Raw genomic sequence first — 17,793 nt, 5'->3', positions numbered from 1 at the left:
TCGATGGGCCGGTCTTGCGCGCCTGTGGGTCGGGGCCGGTTGTCGGCGCGGGTCAGGCGTCGCGCAGGCGTAGCACGGCCCGCCCGGCCAGATGGGCGGCCAGCGTCCAGGCGAGCAGGACGAGGATCGCGACGCCCGGTGGATAGGGAGCTTCGGCATTGTGGCGCATGAAGCGGTCGCCCGCGCTCTGCGGCAGCCAATCGTTGATCGCGACCAGCACCGGACCGCCGAGCCCGACGAGCGTGCTGGGAAGGGCCCACAGCAGGGTGAAGAGCACCGCAAGCGCCCCGGCCGCGTGCCGCGCGGCGAAGGCCGCCCCTACCGTCAGGACCGCTATGAGGGCGTAGTAGAGGCTCACGGCCAGGACTTGTCGTGCCGTTTCGCCGGTATCGAATGTGGCGTGGCCACGGAAGGGACCCCAGGCCACCGCCATCCCCACCACGGCGAACACCGCCCCGGCGATGAAGGTGACCACAGCGGCGACCAGGGCCTTGGCCAGCTGGACCCGGTGCCGCACGGGCACCCACAGCAGTGTCGTGCGCACGCTGGTCGTCGTGTACTCACTGGTGACCGCGAGGGCGGCGAGAATGACCACGGCGAACTGCCCGAGCGTGGTGGAGGACGCCGCGGCATTGCCCACGGGTTGCGCCGGAGCATCGTTGATTCGGGCGATCGAGCCGAAGTAGAAGGTGAACACCCCCGTCGCCCCCAGGCCCGCGAGCAGGCAGACGTAGGGCGTGCGGACCGACCACAGCTTCGTCCACTCGGAGGCGACGGCGCCCGTGAATGGACCACCGAGCCCGCGGGGAACGTAGCGCCCGGATGAGTGATGCTGTGCGGTCGCTGCCGTCGTCATGCTCCCACCTGCGCCTTCCGCGACTGGCTGGACTGTGCCTTCTGCTGCGCCTTCTGTGACACCTTGGCCCGCGTCCGGGCGGTACCGCTGTCCCCGTACGTCGCCTGCTCCGTTCCGTACTCCACGCTCTGGGCGGTCAGTTCCATGTACGCCTGCTCCAACGAGGCGTTTACGTCGCTGAGTTGATGCAGTCTGACGCCGGCGCGGTGGGCGAGATCGCCGACCTCGGCAGCGGAGCGGCCCCGGACCACGAGCCGGCCGTGCCCCGGCGTCTCCACCCGGACGTCCCCCTCCGCAAGGAGCCGTGCGACCAACGAGGACAGTTCCTCGGAGTCGGGCACGGTGACCTTCACGCAGGCCAGAGAGCTGCCGGTCAGGAAGTCCGCCATGGGTGTGTCGGCCAGGAGCCTGCCCTTGCCGATGATGACGAGGTGGTCGGCCGTCAGCTGCATCTCGCTCATCAGGTGGCTGGAGAGGAAGACCGTACGGCCCTCATCGGCCTGCTCGTGCACGAGTTGTCGCATCCAGCGCACTCCGTCCGGATCGAGACCGTTGACCGGCTCGTCCAGGATCAGGACCGGTGGATCGCCGAGCAGTGCTCCCGCCACCCCGAGGCGCTGGTACATGCCCAGGGAGAATGTTCCCGCACGGCGCCGGGCGACAGCGCTCAGCCCCACCGTCTCCAGTACGTCGTCGACCCTGCCCACCGGGATGCCGTTGCTGTGGGCCTGCGCGACCAGATGAGAGCGCGCCGAACGCGCCGGGTGGACGGCCTTCGCGTCGAGCAACGCACCCACCCTGCGCACCGGATGGCGCAGAGACGCGTAGGGCTCGCCGTCGATGAGAGCCTCACCTCTCGTGGGATGGTCCAGACCCAGGATCATGCGCATCGTCGTCGACTTCCCCGCACCGTTCGGGCCCAGGAAGCCCGTGACCTTTCCCCTCCTGACGTCCAGAGTCAGTTCGTCGACGGCGGTTTTGTCGCCGTAGCGCTTGGTGAGTCCTCTGAGGGCGATCACATCGGTGCCTTTCGCTTCGGCAGGGTCTCGCTCTGACCGGGACGACGCTAGAGAGGACCGGCCCCTGGCACAGCGGCCGTTGGTCAGCACCTTCCTTACTTTCGTCAGGGGTACGTGTGCACCCCTGGTCGTACGTTGCATCTGGGCTCCGCACCACGGCAGTTCAGAGGGCTACGCTCATTTCGTGGAGCAGAGATCATCAGACCAGCGGCCCGTTCGCGTCCTCGTGGCGGACGACGAGGCGATGGTCCGCGCAGGGGTGCGCGCCATCCTGGCCAGGGACCCGCACACCGAGGTGGTCGCCGAGGCCGCGGACGGTCACGAAGCCATCGAGCTCACGCTTCGCCATCGGCCCGACGTGGTGCTGCTCGACATCCAGATGCCGGGCCTCGACGGCCTGGTGGTGGCGGCGCGAATCCACCGACAGCTGCCTGCGGCAGGCGTGATCATGCTGACGACGTTCGGCGAGGACCACTACATCACGCGAGCTCTCCAGGACGGGGCCAGCGGCTTCTTGCTCAAGGCGGACGATCCCCGGGAGCTGCTGCACGGAGTCCACGCGGTGAGAGCCGGAGGGGCCTACCTCTCGCCCAGAGTCGCGGCCAGAGTGATCGCCGGTCTACGCGCCGACCGCCCGGCGGGCAGAGCGCGAGCGCACAACCCGCCCGGCCACCTGACGCAGCGCGAACGCGAGGTCCTGGCCGGAGTCGGTGCGGGCCTGTCCAACGCGGAGATCGCAGCGGAGCTGCACCTGGTCGAGGGAACCGTGAAGGCGTACGTCAGCGCCCTCCTCAGCAAGCTCGGAGTGCGCAACAGGGTCGAGGCCGCCATCGCCGCCCACGAGGCGGGACTTGCCTCGCGCGGGCGGCACGGCCCGTAGACGACGCGGGCCGGAAAGCGATTGACCCCGCGGTGCCGTTCGTGAACCATTCCCGACCGTGACGACGAACTCCGACCACGACAAGACCGCCCACGGACAGGGCCCAGCGGCCGACGGTCGCCCACTCGCCCTCATCACCGGTGTGGGCCGCACAGTGGGGATCGGCGCGGGCATCGCCCGTCGTCTTGCCGCATCGGGCTGGGACATCGCCTTCACCTGCTGGACCCCCTACGACGACCGTATGAGCTGGGGCCGCGAGCCCGGCGCGAGCGAAGCTATCAGCCAAGCTCTGGCCGAACACGGTGCGTCCGTCACCGCGATCGAGGCGGACCTCGCCGACCCTGATACCCCGGCGCGCGTCTTCGACGAGGTCGGACAACGGATGGGCGGTGTCACCGGCCTTGTGATGTGCCACTGCGAGTCGGTCGACTCCGGGCTCCTTGACACCACCGTCGAGAGTTTCGACCGGCATTTCGCCGTCAACGCGCGCGCCACCTGGCTGCTCATCCGGGAGTTCGGACGCCGCTTCGCCGCAGAGCGGGGGACAGGGCGGATCATCAGCCTCACCAGTGATCACACCGTAGGCAACCTGCCCTACGGGGCGAGCAAGGGAGCCCTGGACCGCATCACCCTGGCCGCCGCCCACGAACTCGCCCACCTGGGCGTGACCGCCAACGCGATCAATCCCGGTCCTGTCGACACCGGCTGGATGCCCGACGAGGTCCGGGAGGACTGCGTCCGCAGCTCCCCGCTCGGCAGGCTCGGCACTCCGCAGGACACCGCGCACCTCGTGGACTTCCTGTGCTCCAAGGAAGGCGAGTGGATCAACGGTCAGCTGCTGATGAGCAACGGTGGGCTCGCATAGCCGTCGATCCCGATGTCCGAGCGGTGTGCCTGCACCGCTGCGCCGCCACGGTCAGTAGGGCACCGTGTCGCAGTACGTCTCCGCCCAGGCGGAGGCGCCGTACTTGTTGGCCGCGCGTACCGTGATGCAGATCTCGTCACCGGAGTACGGACCCTTGATCGTGTAGCTGGTGCTGCCCGTGGAGTAGACGGTGTCGACGTTCTTCTTGGTGAAGTTGCTGCCCTTGTTGGTGTAGTGGACGTCGTACTTGGTCGCTCGGGAGACCGCCGGCCAGCTCATCTTGATCGGCATGTCGCACGCGCCGACACAGGAGTTGGTGTACACGGCCTTGTAGCTCTTCATGGCGGGCGGCCGTGAGCCGTTGGACGAGCCGCCGGAGCCGGATGAACCTCCACCGTCCGAGCCCGAGGAACCGGATGACCCCTCAGGGCCGGATTCATCGCTGGTGTCGGTGCCGTCGCTGTCGGATCCGCTGTCGCCGTCGGGCGAACTGCCCCCACCCTCAGCCGAAGTGGGCTTGTCGCGCCCGTCCTTGTCCTCCTGGCCCTTTTTGTCGTCCTTGTCGTTGCCGTCGTCCCCGTCCTTCCCCTTTCCTGCCTTGGAAGGCGAACTGCTGGGCGCACTGGGGGATGTGCTGCCACCAGGAGTGACGCTCGCGCTGCTGCCCGGCGGCTGGGCGTGCGTTCCGTCCCCGTCGCCACCTCCGAAGGGCTGGATCAGGGCCACCGTGCCGCCGCCGACGGTGATGACGGCGACGATGGGCAGCACGATGAGCTTGCGGCGTCGGTCGGGCTGCTGTTCGTGCTTCTGTGCCCGTAGCGTGGAGCCCTTGTCCGCCGGGATGTCTCCGTCAGGCCCGCCCTTCGGCCGTAGCCCGATGGTGGCCAGGTCCACGGGCTCCTCCCGCAGTGGTTCCGCCTCGGCGTCGAGCAGTCGTGCGGACTGCTGCGCGAGGTGCGCGACGACTCCGGCAGGCAGCCAGGAGCCGGACGCGGCGCGGGGGAGTGTCCGCTCGGGGTCCTCCAACAGCTCGTCGACGTCCGGCCGTTGCTTTGGTTCCTTCGTCAGGCACCGGGCGATGAGTGCCCGCAGCGAGGCGTCCTCGACGCGTGTCAGATCGGGCTCGCCCTCCACGATCTGGAACATCACCGCGTGCTGATTGCTCGCCCCCTGCCCGAACGGCAGCTGCCCGGTCGCCGCATACGTCAGTACGCACCCGAGGGTGAACACATCGCTCTTGACCCCGGCCCGCTGCCCGCGCACCTGCTCCGGCGACATGAATCCGGGAGAGCCGATGGCCATGCCCGTACTGGTCAACAACGACTCGACGGAAGTCTCGAGCGCCCGAGCGATCCCGAAGTCGATGACCTTCGTGCCGTCCACGGTGAGCATCACGTTGGACGGCTTCAGGTCGCGGTGCACGATTCCGGCGCCGTGAATGTCCTTGAGTGCCTTCAGCAGTCCGTCGGCGAGTGCATGCAGGGACGCCGCAGGCAACGGGCCGTGCAGCCGCACGACTTGCTCCAGCGAGAGCCCGGGGACGTACCCCGTGGCGACCCACGGCGGTTCGTCGCCCGGACCCGCGTCGAGCACCGGCGCCGTGTACTGCTCCCCGACCTTCCGCGCCGCCTCGATCTCCCGCCGGAAACGCTCCCTGAAGTGCTCGTCGGACACGTGCTCCTCGTGCACGACCTTCACGGCCACGGTCCGCCCGCTGTCCGCCCGTGCGAGGAACACCCGCCCCATGCCACCGGCGCCGAGCCGCCCGAGCAGCAGGTACGGTCCGATGCGCGTGGGGTCGCTCACCGCGAGCGGCTTGATACCCCCGTCGACCCGGTCGTCCCGCTCGTCGTTTCCGTCCCCGTTCGTACCGCTCATGATGCTGTGGCTCCTGGCTCTTCTCACCTGGTCAACGGCGTAACTCGGATGACAATAGGCGCTGTTGAGGCGCCTGGTGAAGTTGGGAGAGGGGGAGCGGCTCGTCGATTCAGAGCGGTTGCCAGATCCGTGCCAGCGCCGACGTGGTGAGAACCTGGTCGGGGTGCCCATGTCCGGCCAGGCGGCCGTCCTGGAGCAGGAGGCAGCCGTCCGCCGCGCCTGCGACCTCCAGGTCGTGCGTGGCCTGGACGACCGTCACGCCGTCGGCGACGAGCGCCGTCAGCAGGGCCCCGATGCGCTCCCTCGCCTCCGGATCCAGACCCGTGGTCGGCTCGTCGAGGAGCAGCAGGTCCGACTCTTGCGCCAACCCTTGTGCGATGAGGGCGCGTTGACGCTGTCCGCCCGACAGTTCTCCCAGCTGGCGTGAGGCGAGGTCGCCGATGCCGAGCCGGTCGAGCGCGGCGTCCACGGTCGCGCGGTCCCGGCGGGTCAGCCGACGCCACGGGCCGCGCTCACTCCAGCGCCCCATCTCCACGGTCTGCCGGACGGTGAGCGGCAGGCTGTCGCCGACGGCTCCGCGCTGCGGTACGAACGCGGGCGGCAGATGTCCGTCCTGGTGGAGTTCGCCGGATGTCGGCCGGATCACACCGGCGAGCACGCCGAGCAGAGTCGACTTGCCACTGCCGTTCGGTCCGACGAGCGCCGTCGTGGTCAACCTCGGTATTTCCGAGGTGAGTTGCTGGAGGACCGGGCGCCCCGGGTAACCGGCGCACAAGTCGGTGAAGTGAAGGTGGGCGGTCTGCTTCCGGGGCGAGGTGGGCGAGGGGGTCGGTTTGTTGAACATGATTTTCATTGTAGTGTCCTCGGCATGGAATGGTTGACGGCCCCGTTCGAGGTGACCTTCGTGCAGCGAGCCCTGTGGGGCGGAATCCTGGTGTCCGCGATCTGTGCGCTGGCCGGTACCTGGGTGGTGCTCAGGGGGATGGCCTTCCTCGGCGACGCCATGTCCCACGGCTTGCTGCCGGGGGTCGCGCTGGCGGCGCTCTTCGGCGGAAACCTGCTGGTGGGGGCGGTGGCCAGCGCCGCCGTCATGACGGCGGGCGTCACCGTGCTCGGACGTACGCCGAGGCTGTCCCAGGACACCGGCATCGGGCTGCTCTTCGTCGGCATGCTCTCGCTCGGCGTGATCATCGTCTCGCGCTCGCAGTCCTTCGCGGTGGATCTGACCGGCTTCCTGTTCGGTGACGTACTCGCCGTCCGGGAGCAGGACCTCCTCCTGCTCTCGGCGGCGTTGTGCGCGGCGCTCGTGGTGTCGGTCCTCGGCCACCGTGCCTTCCTGGCCCTGGCGTTCGACTCGCGCAAGGCCCAGACCCTGGGGCTGCGTCCGCGTCTGGCCCACGCCGTGCTGCTCGGCCTGCTGGGTCTCGCGATCGTCGCCTCGTTCCACATAGTGGGAACGCTGCTGGTCCTCGGCCTGCTCATCGCTCCGCCCGCGGCGGCCCTGCCGTGGGCGCGCAGCGTGCACGGGGTCATGGCGCTCGCCGCGCTCCTCGGCGTCGCCGCCACGTTCGGCGGCCTGCTGCTGTCCTGGCACCTGGGCACCGCCGCAGGCGCGACCGTCTCGGCCCTTGCGGTGAGCCTCTTCTTCCTCTCCCACGTGGTGTCCGGCCTACGCCACCGCCGTACGCGCCTCGCCCCTGTTCCCGCACTTGAAGTCAACTGAAAGAAGCTTGAGGCGAACGTCATGACCGTCCGCAGAAACGTCACTCCGTGGGCTTCGGCCGCACTGGTACTCACCGCGTTGCTCGCCACGAGCTGCTCGGGGAAGAAGGACAGCGACGCACGACCCGAGGCGAGTTCCTCGTCCGCCACTCCGCACGGGTACGTCGAGGGAGCAAAGGAGGCCGCCGAGCAGCAGTCCCGCCTGCTCCTCAACGACCCTGGCAGCGGAAGCAGCCGCGTTCTCGACCTCATCACCGGCAAGGTGCACAAGACGGCCCGGGTGAAAGACGCCGTCCGCATCGGCACGGACGGAAGGTTCGGCTACCTCCACGCATCCGGCGGCACGCACGTGCTCGACAGCGGCGCCTGGATGGTGGACCACGGGGACCACGTCCACTACTACAGCGCGGCGATACGTGACGTCGGCGAGCTCCCCGTGGGCCGTCGGGCGCAGGTACGAAGCGACGTCGTCGTGACCGCGGTGACCGACCAGGACGGGAAGACCGTCCTGTACGACCGGGGCGAGCTGGAGAAGGGCAAGATCGCCTCTTCCCGGACAGTACGGACACTGGAGGGCACCCACACCAGTGCCGTCGTGCCGTACGAGGAGCACCTCCTGGCCTTCGCCGACGAAGGCGGTACGACGAAGCTCGTCGTACTCGACCGCAAGGGCAAGCGCGTCGGCTCCCCGGACGTGGAGTGCGAGGAGCCCCGGGGCGACGCCGTCACCCGACGCGGCGTGATCCTGGGCTGTGCCGACGGCGCGCTGCTCGTCCGTGAGGAGGACGGAGCCTTCACCGCCGAGGAGATCCCCTACGGCGAGGACGTACTGGAGAAGGAACGGGCCGCCTCCTTCCGCCAGCGACCCGGCAGCGACACCCTCACCGCACCGGCCGGTAAGGACGCCGTATGGGTCCTTGACGTCGCCGAACGGACCTGGACCCGGGTGGACACCGGGCCCGTCGTCGCGGCCAACACCGCCGGGGAGGGATCCCCGCTGCTCGTCCTGGAGACCGACGGCTCGCTGCACGGCTACGACATCGCCACCGGCAAGCAGACCGCGCGGACCAAGTCGCTCCTCACCGGAGACAAGCGGGCCGACACCGACGGCAGCGCCCCCGTGATCGAGGTCGACCGCAGCCGCGCCTACGTCAACGATCCCCAGGGCAAGAAGGTCTTCGAGATCGACTACAACGACGACCTGCGCGTGGCACGCTCCTTCGATCTGGACATCGAGCCGATCCTCATGGCGGAGACCGGCCGATGAGCCGGGCCGCGGCCAAGCAACGCGTTCGGGTGAGCGCCGCACGGCTGCGCAGCCTGGTCATGGGCCTGCTCGCCCTGGTGACGGCCGTCACCGCCGCCGCCTGCACCACCGGTCAGGATCAGCCGAGGATCGTCGTCACGACCAACATCCTCGGTGACATCACCCGGGAGATCGTCGGCGACGAAGCCGACGTCACCGTGCTGATGAAGCCCAACGCCGACCCGCACTCCTTCGGCCTGTCGGCCGTGCAGGCCGCCGAGCTGGAACGGGCCGACCTGGTCGTCTACAACGGTATGGGACTCGAGGAGAACGTCCTGCGGCACGTGACCGCCGCTCGCGAGTCCGGTGTCGCCACCTTCGCGGCCGGGGAAGCGGTCGACCCGCTCACCTTCCACACGGCCGACGACGGCGGCCCCGCGGACGAGGAAGGGCAGCCCGACCCTCACTTCTGGACCGACCCGGACCGGGTGCGCAAGGCCACCGGCCTGATAGCCGACCAGGTGATCGAGCACGTCGACGGTGTGGACGGCAGCGCGATACGCGCCAACGCGGACCGCTACGGCCAACGACTCACGGACCTGACCGCTTCGATGGAAGAGTCTTTCGACCGCGTTCCTGAGGACAAGCGCGCCCTGGTGACCAACCACCACGTCTTCGGCTACCTCGCCGACCGCTTCGGCTTCCGCGTGATCGGCGCGGTCATCCCCAGCGGCACCACGCTGGCCTCACCCAGCTCATCCGACCTGCGCTCGCTCACCGTGGCGATGGAAAAGGTCGGCGTACGCACCGTGTTCGCCGACTCCTCCCAGCCCACACGGCTCGCCGAGGTCCTGCGCACGGAACTGGGCGGCCGGGTCCAGGTCGTCGAGCTGTACTCCGAGTCGCTGACCGCGAAGGGCGAGGGCGCCGACACCTACCTGCGGATGATGCGCGCCAACACCACCGCCATGACCGAAGGACTGACCGCCGCCACCGGCGACTGAACTCCGAACGGCGACGCACACCGCCCGATCGGGCCGAGAACGTCGCACATCACAGCCGCCACCGCGCGGCGAGGAAAGGAACACCGATGAACAAGTCCATACGCGGCAGAGCCCTCACCGGGACGGCACTCACCCTGGCGGTGGCCACGGTTCTGACCGCCTGCGGAGGGGAGAACTCCTCCTCCGGCACCAAGGCGGGGAACAAGGCGAACGAGACGCCCGCCACGGTCAAGAACCCGCTGGTCGCCAGCTTCGACGGCGGCCTGTACATCCTGGACGGCAAGAGCCTGGAGGTGACCAGGACCATCAAGCTCCCCGGCTTCAACCGGGTCAACCCGGCCGGGGACAAGGACCACGTCGTCGTCTCCACCGACACCGGCTTCCGCGTGCTCGACGCCACCGGCCAGGCACTCACCGACATCGAGTACAAGGGCTCGAAGCCGGGCCACGTCGTACGTCATGCGGGCAAGACGGTGCTCTTCACCGACGGCACCGGAGAGGTCAACGTCTTCGACCCCGCCGACCTGAGCAGTGGCGAGAAGCCGGAAGGCCGCGCCTACGCCTCCGCCGAGGCACATCACGGCGTCGCCATCGAACTGGCCGACGGTGAACTCCTCAGCACCCTGGGCACCGAGGAGAAGCGGACCGGCGCCCTTGTCCTCGACGAGAAGAACAAGGAAATCACGCGCAACGAGAAGTGCCCCGGCGTCCACGGTGAGGCGGCCGCCCGGAACGAGGCCATCGCCGTCGGCTGCGAGGACGGCGTACTGATCTACCAGGACGGCAAGTTCACCAAGGTCGACGCACCCGACGACTACGGCCGCATCGGCAACCAGGCAGGCAGCGACGCCTCCCCGGTCCTTCTGGGCGACTACAAGACCGACGCGGAGGCAGAGCTCGAGCGGCCCACCCGCGTCTCCCTCATCGACACCGAGAAGAAGAAGCTCAGCCTGGTCGACCTTGGCACCAGCTACTCCTTCCGCTCGCTGGCCCGCGGCCCGGAGGGTGAGGCACTCGTCCTCGGCACCGACGGCGCGATCCACGTGATCGACCCGGCGAGCGGCAAGATCGAGAAGAAGATCCCGGCTGTGGGCAAGTGGCAGGAGCCCCTGGACTGGCAGCAGGCCAGGCCCACCCTCTTCGTCCGTGACCACACCGCCTACGTGTCCGACCCCAGCAAGAAGGCCCTGCACGCCATCGACCTGGCGACCGGCAAGAAGGTCACCTCCGTCACCCTGCCCGAGAGCACCAACGAGCTGTCGGGAGTCGTCGCGGGCCACTGACCGCGCGTACTGCCGTGCCCGCTCCCCGAGTGGGCACGGCACCACGGGACCCGAGTGCCGCGTGGTGTTCAGGGGTAGAGCGAGGTAGACCAGCGAACCGGCCGTAGAAAGAGCCACGGGACATGCGCGCACGCTCGTGGTGCGCAAGGAGAAGGGCGACGACTCCATGAACAGATCCGTCTCGAAGGGCTCGGCCCGTGTGAGCCTCGCACTGGGCGCAGCCCTGGTGTCGACCGTGCTCTGCGCCACGTCGAGTGCGGCCGTACCCGCAGACGCGAGCGGCGCGAAGGGAACGGCCACCCTCGCGCGCGCGGGTACCGAACGCGCCTGCCCCATCGTGTACTTCGACCTGGGCGAGACCCTCGTGCACACCGACGACGAGGGAAGCACCGCCTATCAGCCCGGCGCTGCCTCCTACCTGCGGGCCCTGCGTGAACGGCACATCAGAGTCGGTCTGATCACCAATGTTCCGGCCTCCTGGGGCACGACCGACGCCGAGCGTGCCGCCAGGCTGAAGAAGGAGGTCGACGCCACGTGGCAGGGTGCCGTGCCCTTCGCCTGGAAGGACTTCGGCGACCGGATCCGCACTCCGCGGACCGAGGCCGAACGCAAACCGGCTCCCACTCTCTGGCAGCGGGCGAAGGGCGACTCGGGCCGCTGCCGGGTCGTCTACCAGGCGGAGACGGCCGAGGAGATCAACGTGGCCTCCTCGCTGGGCTTCGTGTCGTACCAGGTCGGCCAGGTCCACCGGCCCGCGTTCCTCCCGGTCCAGTTGGTCGAACTTCTCGGCCGTCGTTCCGGCTGACCGAAGTCCGCACGCGCCGGGCCCGCTGCCGTACGAGGAGTTGGAAGGCCCCGAGGAGTACCGCCGTCGCGAGCGCACTGTGCCACAGCAGGGCGTCCAGATTCCCTGCGGAGAGATACGCGCCGGCGGCGACCGCCGCCAGTGCGCACACTCCGCGGTCCACGATGCTCTCGATCGAGAGGAGCGTGGCGCGCGGGGCGTCGGCGGGCACCGCGTCGTTCACCAGCTTGCGCTGGACGGGGTACGCGAAGCCCGTCGCGGCGGCGAACAGGCAGAGAAGCGCGACGACGACCCACGGCCCGCCGACCGTCATGGCCGCCAAGGTGCCCGCGAGCGCCAGGCTGAGGACCGAGACCCAGGCGACGGGTGACAGACGACGGCTCAGCCACTGGGGGCGGGCCGATGCCACCGCCTCCGCCACCGTCATCGCGGCAAGGACCCCGCCGTGCGAGGCCTCCGCGATGCCGTGGTCGATGAGGATCGGCTGGAAGAGGTTGACCTGGCAGATCCGGGACAGCGTGAAGAGCGCCACGCCCTGCACCATCACCAGGGCCAGCCACCGCGAGGAGGCGACAAGGCGCAGTGCCGAGCCCGCGTCCCGCAGGAACGCGCCGCGCCTGCGCCTTCCCTCCACCCGGTCCGCCGCCTTCCCCTTACTGCCGCCCGGCCCCGCGAGCCGGGGCAGCGCGACGGCGCAGGCGAGCGAGCCCGCCGCGCTCGCGGCACTGAGCACGTACGGAGCCGAGTGGGCGACGGCCATCAAGGGCCCGACAAGCGGCCAGCACACGACCTTCGCCGCGAGGCCCAGGGCCCGCGCGGTGCCCTCCGCCTTCAGGTAGTGCTCGTCGCACTTCTCTGCCCGCAGACCGTCGTACAGATAGGCGCTCGCCGCTCCAGACGTGAGGGAACGGCCCGCGGCGATGGCGAGGAAGTGGACGAGGAAACCGGTGTAGGAGGCGCTGACCACCGGAGCCAGGTTCGCCGCCGTCATGACCACGGCTCCGGCCCGCAGGCAGTTGCGGGTGCCGATCCGGTCGGCGATGAGGCCGGTCGGGATCTCGAACAGGCAGAAGGCCACGTAGTAGATGCTCTGGATGCCGAAGATCTGCCCGTCCGAGAGACCGGCAGCCTTCTGGTAGGCGTAGAACACCGGCATCCACCACAGCAGGTTGAACAGCAGCTGGAAGCCGTAGTTGAGGTGGATGACGCGGCGGGCGGTGGCTGTCAGGCCGGTATCCGCCGCCGGTCGCCTTGAGCGCGGCCTCACAGCGCGTACGGGCGGATCTGGACCAGGCGGAAGTCGCCCCGCTCGGTCATCAGCCACTCGATGTCCAGCGGTTTGTCCACATCGGATTCGCTGAAGTGGGACTGGAGGAGCCGCCCGGTCAGGGACAGATCGGCGAGGCGGGCGCGGGTGGCGGCGGGAAGTCCGTCGCTCCAGGAGCCCAGGGCGACGGTGCGCCCGCCGCCCTCCACGGTGTTGTACAGGTACTGCTGCGGCAGGACCGAACCGTCGACCACCTGCTCCGGGGAGCCGGGGGAGCAGTTGAGGTAGACGTTGCGGAAGTCCTCGCGGCGGGTCGGGTTACAGGTCACCAGGACGCCGCCGAGTGAGGCGGGCACGTACTCCTGGATGATCACGCCCATGTAGGTGTCGTCGAGGGAGATGCCGACCTGGTGGCGCAGGCGCACGCTGCGGGGCGACACCAAGGACGCCCACACCTGGCGTACGGCGTCCAGGAGTTGACCGGTGCCGCGGACGGTGGTGACGGAGTCGTAGACACCGGCCGCGGAGAATCCGGGAAGGTCCTCGGCGTTGGACGAGGAGCGCACCACCAGGCGTCCGCGCGAGTCCGCGGCGGCGGGAAAGGCCTGGCTGATCTGCCGGGTGACCGAATCGGGGACGGGCGTGCTCCGGATCAGGTGCTGGAGCTGCAGGCAGAGCGAGTCAAGGACGTCGGTGGCGTCGAGTTCGAGTGCCATCTTGAGCTTGCCGATGCCCTGCTGGAGTGCGGGGGACGAGGCGAGGAAGCGCTGCTGGAGCGCGAAGGGGAGGGCGACACCCTCCGGGGCTCCTACTGCTTCGGCCACGAACTCGGCTGCTCTGGTGCGGAGTTCACCGGCGGTGGGCGCACTCAGGCCGAGGCGGGCCGCCAGGTGCCCGAAGAGGTCGTCGCGCGGCGGCCGTGGCCGCCCGTAGAAGGCGGTCAGGTCGGCCGTACGGCTGTCGAGTACGTGGTGCAGCTCGCCGAGGTTGGCCGCCTTGGTGCCGTACCGGTCGCGGTCGGCGCCGCGCAGCCGGTGCAGGGCCAGTACGGGAGCGTCTTCGAGCAGGGGCGGTTCGAGGCGGATGCGCTGCTGGTGCCAGGCCGGAGCGTGCAGAGACGGCTCGTGGTCGAGGCGTTCCAGGGATATCTCGTCCTCGCGCACCCGGTAGCGGACCCACGCGCCGTCCAGGCCGTCCTTCTCGACGAGCTGTTCCAGGTCGCGCACGATCGCGTTGGGTATGCCCCAGCCGGAGGCGAGGACGTTGGTGTGCGAAAGCGGCGTGATCGGCGCGGTGTTGAGGAATCCGGCCACCCGGGGCACGTCGTCAGGCAGGCACGGCATGGCCACGATGTCCGCCCAGCCGAGCCCGGCCTCGGCCGCCGCGTACTCCTCGTGCGTCGGGAAGAACCGCAGACGCCCGGTGGCCTCGCCCGCGTTGAGCGGTGTCCGGGTCCTTGAGCCGAAGAGTTCATGGCTCAGGATGCGCGGCACGCGCAGTTCGCTGATGGCGGCAAGCGCCTCCTCCTGACCGTGGTTGGCGGGCTTGAGCAGCAGCGGAAGCCTGCCGTCGACCCGGGCGCGTACGAACTCGTAGAAGAAATCGAGGAGTTCACCGTGCATCGTGTCGGCCTCGGTCGTCTCCAGGACGAGGAACGTACGCTCGCGGCCCTCCGCTTCCTGTTCCGTGTGCAGGGACAGGACGCCGAGCAGGAAGCGGCGCCCGGGGTCCATGTAGACGGAGGCGTTGAACGCGTCCAGATCCGCGTCGAGGGCGGCGAGTTCCATGCCGAGGACGCGGGTGGCGATGTAGTTGACGTGGAAGGGGTGCGCGGCGGTGTCGAGCAGGTGCCAGGTGTTCTCGGCACGGTCGACGACGACCTTGAGGTAGGGGTGCCCTGCCAGGACTCCGGAGAGCGTGCGGAAGAGCGGCAGGGAGAGGTTCTCGCCGACGACCGTGCGGTCGGTGGCCGGTTCGGCGGCGCCGGCGAGCAACTGGGCGCTCATGCGGAGACCTTCTCGGGTCGCGCGGCGGGCAGTACCCGGGGCAGGGCGTCCACCAGGGTCTCGAAGTCGCGGAGGACCGTACGCGGATCGGCGGCGGACAGCAGACACAGGGCCGCCATGGTGTTGGCGCCCGCGGCAGGGTCGTAGACCGGCACGGTGCTGCCGTCGGCGAGCGAACTCTCCTCGACCACCGACAGTTCGCTGCCCCGGCTGAGGGGCACACGCGCCGAGACCGCGGGGAAGTCCCAGACCCTGCGGTCCTGCCAGGCCTCGCCCCTGCCGTCGACCGCGAGGACGACGAGGGAGCCTGCCGCGCCGCGTGCCTGCGCCGGGGTCAGAGCCTGTCCGGGCCACTGGACCGGGCGCCCGATGAGGTGGTCGACGAGCATGCCGACGAGGTCGAGTCCGAAGACCTCCTCGATCTGGGGCACCGTCATCGCGCCGCCGAACCGGGCGGCCGTCTCGATCAGCCACATGCTGCCGTCCGCGCCGAGCTTGATCTCGGTGTGGGTCCCGCAGTCGCGCAGGCCGAGGGCGTCGACGGCACGGCGCGCGAGATCCACGATCCGGTCCTGGGCGTCCTGGGGGAGCAGGGCGGGGGTGATGCCCGCGCGCTCGGTGAACGGCTCGATGGTCGGCATCCGGCCGCTGAGGCAGACCGGGTGAAAGGTGCCGTCCACCACGACGCCCTCGACGCTGACGTAGTCGCCCCAGCCGGGCTCGTCGAACCAGGCCGACGCGGTGCCGGTCACGATCTGTTCGACCACGAAGTCCGCTTCGGCCTCGGCCACATGAAGCTCCGCGTACCCCAACTGCGCCGACTCGACCATCACTTCACGGGACCGGTCCCAGGCGGCGGACGCCTCTTGCGGGGAGAGGATGATCTGATGCGCGGTGGACCCGGCACTCCAGGCCGCCTTGAGGAGCAGCGGGCAGGGCAGCGACTGAGCCGCCGCGTGCAGCTCCGCCTCCGTGGCGACGGGACGGAACTCCGGCTGCGGCAGGCCGTGTTCCTGCCAGGTGCGCCGCATCAGCCGCTTGTCGCGGGCGAGCGCGGCGGCGCTGCCCGCCCCGGCGAGGCCGAGTGCCTCGCACGCCTCGGCGACGGCCACGACCGCGTACTCGGAGAAGGTGAGAACCGCGTCCGCGCCCGCAGCCTTGGCCTTCGAGACGATCAGGGACACCAGGTCGGAGCGCTGCGCGTCGGAAGGCGTCACGACCGAGGCGCACAGTCTCCGGGCGGGGCCTTCCACGGCAGGAGGAAGAGCGCTGAGCGCCAGCAGGTGTACTTCCGCCTTCGCGGCCGTCCTGGACAGGACGTGGCCGAGCGGCGGACCACCCTTGGCATGCACTAACAGCACCTTGCTCACTGAAGTTCGTCTCCATTCATCCGGGGGGGGGGCTGGGCTTCTGGGGGTCTGGCTTCTGGGATGTGGCGGGGCGTGTTCACCCGCTCACTCAAGGGGACCAGGTGTCAGGGGGTCCGCAGCGCCACTCCGGGCCCCCGCGACTCAGGCAAATGCCTGAGTCGCACGCCGTTACGCGTCCCCCGGGCCTACCTCCAATTCGGGACATCGGCCGAGAACCGGGCATGCGCGGGGCCGGGCTGGATATCCAATGCGCTGTGACTGCGCGTCAGCCAGTCGCATACGGACGGAGACCGCTGTGGACGATTCCAGCCTCAAGGCACTGCTCGAGCACCTTCCCGTGTTCTGGTGGGAAGTCGACGAGCCGTGGCAGGTCCTTGAGCGGGGAGGCGGCGCCTTCGCCGACACGGGCACCGCGCAGCGTTTCCTGGACCGGATGCGCCAGGAACTCTCGGCACCGGGGCACCCGCCGGATGAGGGCCGCTGGCAGGCGCGGTTCGACGGCCGTACCTTCGACGTCAGTTGGCCCCTGGACGAGGACGGTGTCCACAGCCGTACACGCGGCCTCGCGGTGGAGGTCGACGCCCGAGCGGCGGCCCCGCGCCGGTACGCGGCCTTCGCGGAACTCGTGGACCTCGCCCCGGCCGCTGCCTTCATCCGGGACTGTGACGGACGCTACCTGTGGGCCAACCACGCCTACGCACACCTTTACGGCACCGTTCCGGAGCACGTCGTCGGCAAGCACATCGAGGACTTCGACGCGCCCGCCGACGCCGACCAGTTCCGCGCCCTCGACCAGGAGATCCTCACGCGGGGGACGGCGGTGCGCCACACCCTCGGCTACCGGCGCCAGGACGGCAGCGCGGGCCGGGCGGTGGGCCACCGTTTCCCCGTACGGGAGAACGCGCAGACCTGCGTCGCGGGGATCTACGTGGATGTCACCGACCATCTGCGCGCCACGGTCCAGCGCCAGGAGGCCGAGGAGAACCTGCGGGCCCTGCGCGACCACAGCGGCCTGCCCTGTGCGCTGCTCTCGGCGAACGGACGCGTGGTCGAGGCGAGCGCGGCGGCCGCCGAACTGTTCCGCCTCAGCCTGCCCGACCTGGTCGGCCGCCGCGCACACACCCTGCTCGCCCCCGAGCCCGACCTCGACCGGCTGCACCGCAGGTGGAAGGGCCTGATAGCGCGCCGCGTCAGAAGAGTGGAGACATCCGCGGTGCTCGTCGACGCCCAGGGGCTGCATCGCCGGACGCAGCTCCATCTGACGACGATCGGCCATTCCGCCGCCCGTGCCCGGCACGTCTGGGCCGTCGTCACCCACCAGAGCCTCGCCCACGAGGCCCATCCGTCGCTGACCGCCGCGCAGATCCGCATCCTCTCCCTCCTGGCGGAAGGCAGCAGCAACGGCGAGATCGCCACCTCGCTGCAACTGTCCCGGCAGACGGTCGACTACCACCTCAGCCGCCTGCGGCAACTCCTGGGCGCCGCGACCCGCCCCGCGCTCGTCGCCCGCGCCTATGTCCTCGGCATCCTCGCTCCCCGCGCCTGGCCCCCGCGTTCAGCGACGGCGGCTCATCCGCTCAGCACCGTCTGAC

The 17,793-nt window shown here is 69.8% G+C and carries 15 protein-coding genes; 8 read left to right on the top strand and 7 right to left on the bottom strand.

Going from position 1 to position 17,793, the window contains the following annotated elements:
* Nucleotides 1-52: 52 nt before the first annotated feature.
* Together ACWFRJ_RS30315 and ACWFRJ_RS30310 are read right to left on the bottom strand one after the other, a co-directional pair.
* Nucleotides 53-856, bottom strand: coding sequence for an ABC transporter permease (locus ACWFRJ_RS30315; protein ID WP_453537848.1), 804 nt, complete (start codon nucleotides 854-856; stop codon nucleotides 53-55).
* Nucleotides 853-1,875, bottom strand: a complete 1,023-nt coding sequence (locus ACWFRJ_RS30310) for an ABC transporter ATP-binding protein (protein WP_453537845.1) — start codon at nucleotides 1,873-1,875, stop codon at nucleotides 853-855. The genes ACWFRJ_RS30315 and ACWFRJ_RS30310 overlap by 4 nt, the downstream gene beginning before the upstream one ends.
* Before the next feature lie 184 nt (nucleotides 1,876-2,059).
* On the opposite strand from ACWFRJ_RS30310, the gene ACWFRJ_RS30305 reads away from it, so the two are divergent.
* Both ACWFRJ_RS30305 and ACWFRJ_RS30300 read left to right on the top strand, forming a co-directional pair.
* Nucleotides 2,060-2,755, top strand: coding sequence for a response regulator (locus tag ACWFRJ_RS30305; RefSeq protein WP_453537842.1), 696 nt, complete (start codon nucleotides 2,060-2,062; stop codon nucleotides 2,753-2,755).
* A 58-nt stretch (nucleotides 2,756-2,813) separates the two neighbouring features.
* Entirely contained in the window at nucleotides 2,814-3,620 is an 807-nt protein-coding gene (locus ACWFRJ_RS30300) for an SDR family oxidoreductase (protein WP_453537839.1), read from the top strand.
* Between the two features lie 51 nt (nucleotides 3,621-3,671).
* On the opposite strand, the gene ACWFRJ_RS30295 is transcribed toward ACWFRJ_RS30300, so the two are convergent.
* Both ACWFRJ_RS30295 and aztA read right to left on the bottom strand, forming a co-directional pair.
* Nucleotides 3,672-5,498: a protein kinase domain-containing protein gene (locus ACWFRJ_RS30295; protein ID WP_453537836.1), complete on the bottom strand. Its 1,827-nt coding sequence runs from the start codon at nucleotides 5,496-5,498 to the stop codon at nucleotides 3,672-3,674.
* Nucleotides 5,499-5,607: 109 nt separating this feature from the next.
* Nucleotides 5,608-6,351, bottom strand: a complete 744-nt coding sequence (aztA, locus tag ACWFRJ_RS30290) for a zinc ABC transporter ATP-binding protein AztA (RefSeq protein ID WP_453537833.1) — start codon at nucleotides 6,349-6,351, stop codon at nucleotides 5,608-5,610.
* 15 nt (nucleotides 6,352-6,366) lie between these two features.
* Here aztA and aztB point away from each other — a divergent pair, with 15 nt between their 5' ends.
* From aztB to ACWFRJ_RS30265, 5 genes are all read left to right on the top strand, one after another.
* Entirely contained in the window at nucleotides 6,367-7,221 is an 855-nt protein-coding gene (gene aztB, locus ACWFRJ_RS30285; protein ID WP_453537830.1) for a zinc ABC transporter permease AztB, read from the top strand.
* Nucleotides 7,222-7,242: 21 nt separating this feature from the next.
* Nucleotides 7,243-8,487, top strand: coding sequence for a hypothetical protein (locus ACWFRJ_RS30280; RefSeq protein WP_453537827.1), 1,245 nt, complete (start codon nucleotides 7,243-7,245; stop codon nucleotides 8,485-8,487).
* A complete protein-coding gene (gene aztC / locus ACWFRJ_RS30275) occupies nucleotides 8,484-9,470 on the top strand; it encodes a zinc ABC transporter substrate-binding protein AztC (RefSeq protein WP_453537824.1) in 987 nt (328 codons plus the stop codon). Before ACWFRJ_RS30280 ends, aztC begins: the two co-directional genes overlap by 4 nt.
* 86 nt (nucleotides 9,471-9,556) lie before the next feature.
* Complete coding sequence (gene aztD / locus ACWFRJ_RS30270) at nucleotides 9,557-10,753, top strand: zinc metallochaperone AztD (RefSeq protein ID WP_453537821.1); 1,197 nt, start codon at nucleotides 9,557-9,559, stop codon at nucleotides 10,751-10,753.
* A 166-nt stretch (nucleotides 10,754-10,919) separates the two neighbouring features.
* Nucleotides 10,920-11,558 (top strand): hypothetical protein, encoded by a 639-nt coding sequence (locus ACWFRJ_RS30265; protein ID WP_453537818.1) that lies wholly within the window; start codon nucleotides 10,920-10,922, stop codon nucleotides 11,556-11,558.
* Here ACWFRJ_RS30265 and ACWFRJ_RS30260 read toward each other — a convergent pair.
* Genes ACWFRJ_RS30260 through ACWFRJ_RS30250 form a run of 3 tightly spaced genes read right to left on the bottom strand, consistent with a single transcriptional unit; the run spans nucleotide 11,449 to nucleotide 16,183 of the window.
* Nucleotides 11,449-12,825 carry an MFS transporter gene (locus ACWFRJ_RS30260; RefSeq protein ID WP_453537815.1) on the bottom strand — a complete coding sequence of 459 codons (1,377 nt, stop codon included), beginning with the start codon at nucleotides 12,823-12,825 and terminating at the stop codon, nucleotides 11,449-11,451. The genes ACWFRJ_RS30265 and ACWFRJ_RS30260 overlap by 110 nt on opposite strands.
* The gene (locus ACWFRJ_RS30255; protein ID WP_453537812.1) at nucleotides 12,822-14,831 is read right to left on the bottom strand and encodes a PEP/pyruvate-binding domain-containing protein; all 2,010 of its coding nucleotides are present in this window, start codon (nucleotides 14,829-14,831) and stop codon (nucleotides 12,822-12,824) included. The genes ACWFRJ_RS30260 and ACWFRJ_RS30255 overlap by 4 nt, the downstream gene beginning before the upstream one ends.
* Nucleotides 14,828-16,183, bottom strand: coding sequence for an ATP-grasp domain-containing protein (locus ACWFRJ_RS30250; protein WP_453537809.1), 1,356 nt, complete (start codon nucleotides 16,181-16,183; stop codon nucleotides 14,828-14,830). Before ACWFRJ_RS30250 ends, ACWFRJ_RS30255 begins: the two co-directional genes overlap by 4 nt.
* Nucleotides 16,184-16,496: 313 nt before the next feature.
* On the opposite strand from ACWFRJ_RS30250, the gene ACWFRJ_RS30245 reads away from it, so the two are divergent.
* Nucleotides 16,497-17,792 (top strand): PAS domain S-box protein, encoded by a 1,296-nt coding sequence (locus ACWFRJ_RS30245; protein WP_453537807.1) that lies wholly within the window; start codon nucleotides 16,497-16,499, stop codon nucleotides 17,790-17,792.
* Nucleotide 17,793 lies beyond the last annotated feature (1 nt).

It is taken from the genome of Streptomyces sp. NPDC055239, from assembly GCF_053606205.1.
Note: the sequence above shows the minus strand (reverse complement) of the source record. Positions and strands in the feature narration are given on the sequence as shown.

Excerpts from the sequence above, each read along its gene's own strand:
- ACWFRJ_RS30315 (WP_453537848.1), bottom strand. The coding sequence starts at position 856 with ATGACGACGGCAGCGACCGCACAGCATCACTCATCCGGGCGCTACGTT.
- ACWFRJ_RS30295 (WP_453537836.1), bottom strand. The coding sequence starts at position 5,498 with ATGAGCGGTACGAACGGGGACGGAAACGACGAGCGGGACGACCGGGTC.
- aztA (WP_453537833.1), bottom strand. The coding sequence starts at position 6,351 with ATGAAAATCATGTTCAACAAACCGACCCCCTCGCCCACCTCGCCCCGG.
- aztB (WP_453537830.1), top strand. The coding sequence starts at position 6,367 with ATGGAATGGTTGACGGCCCCGTTCGAGGTGACCTTCGTGCAGCGAGCC.
- ACWFRJ_RS30280 (WP_453537827.1), top strand. The coding sequence starts at position 7,243 with ATGACCGTCCGCAGAAACGTCACTCCGTGGGCTTCGGCCGCACTGGTA.
- aztC (WP_453537824.1), top strand. The coding sequence starts at position 8,484 with ATGAGCCGGGCCGCGGCCAAGCAACGCGTTCGGGTGAGCGCCGCACGG.
- aztD (WP_453537821.1), top strand. The coding sequence starts at position 9,557 with ATGAACAAGTCCATACGCGGCAGAGCCCTCACCGGGACGGCACTCACC.
- ACWFRJ_RS30265 (WP_453537818.1), top strand. The coding sequence starts at position 10,920 with ATGAACAGATCCGTCTCGAAGGGCTCGGCCCGTGTGAGCCTCGCACTG.
- ACWFRJ_RS30255 (WP_453537812.1), bottom strand. The coding sequence starts at position 14,831 with ATGAGCGCCCAGTTGCTCGCCGGCGCCGCCGAACCGGCCACCGACCGC.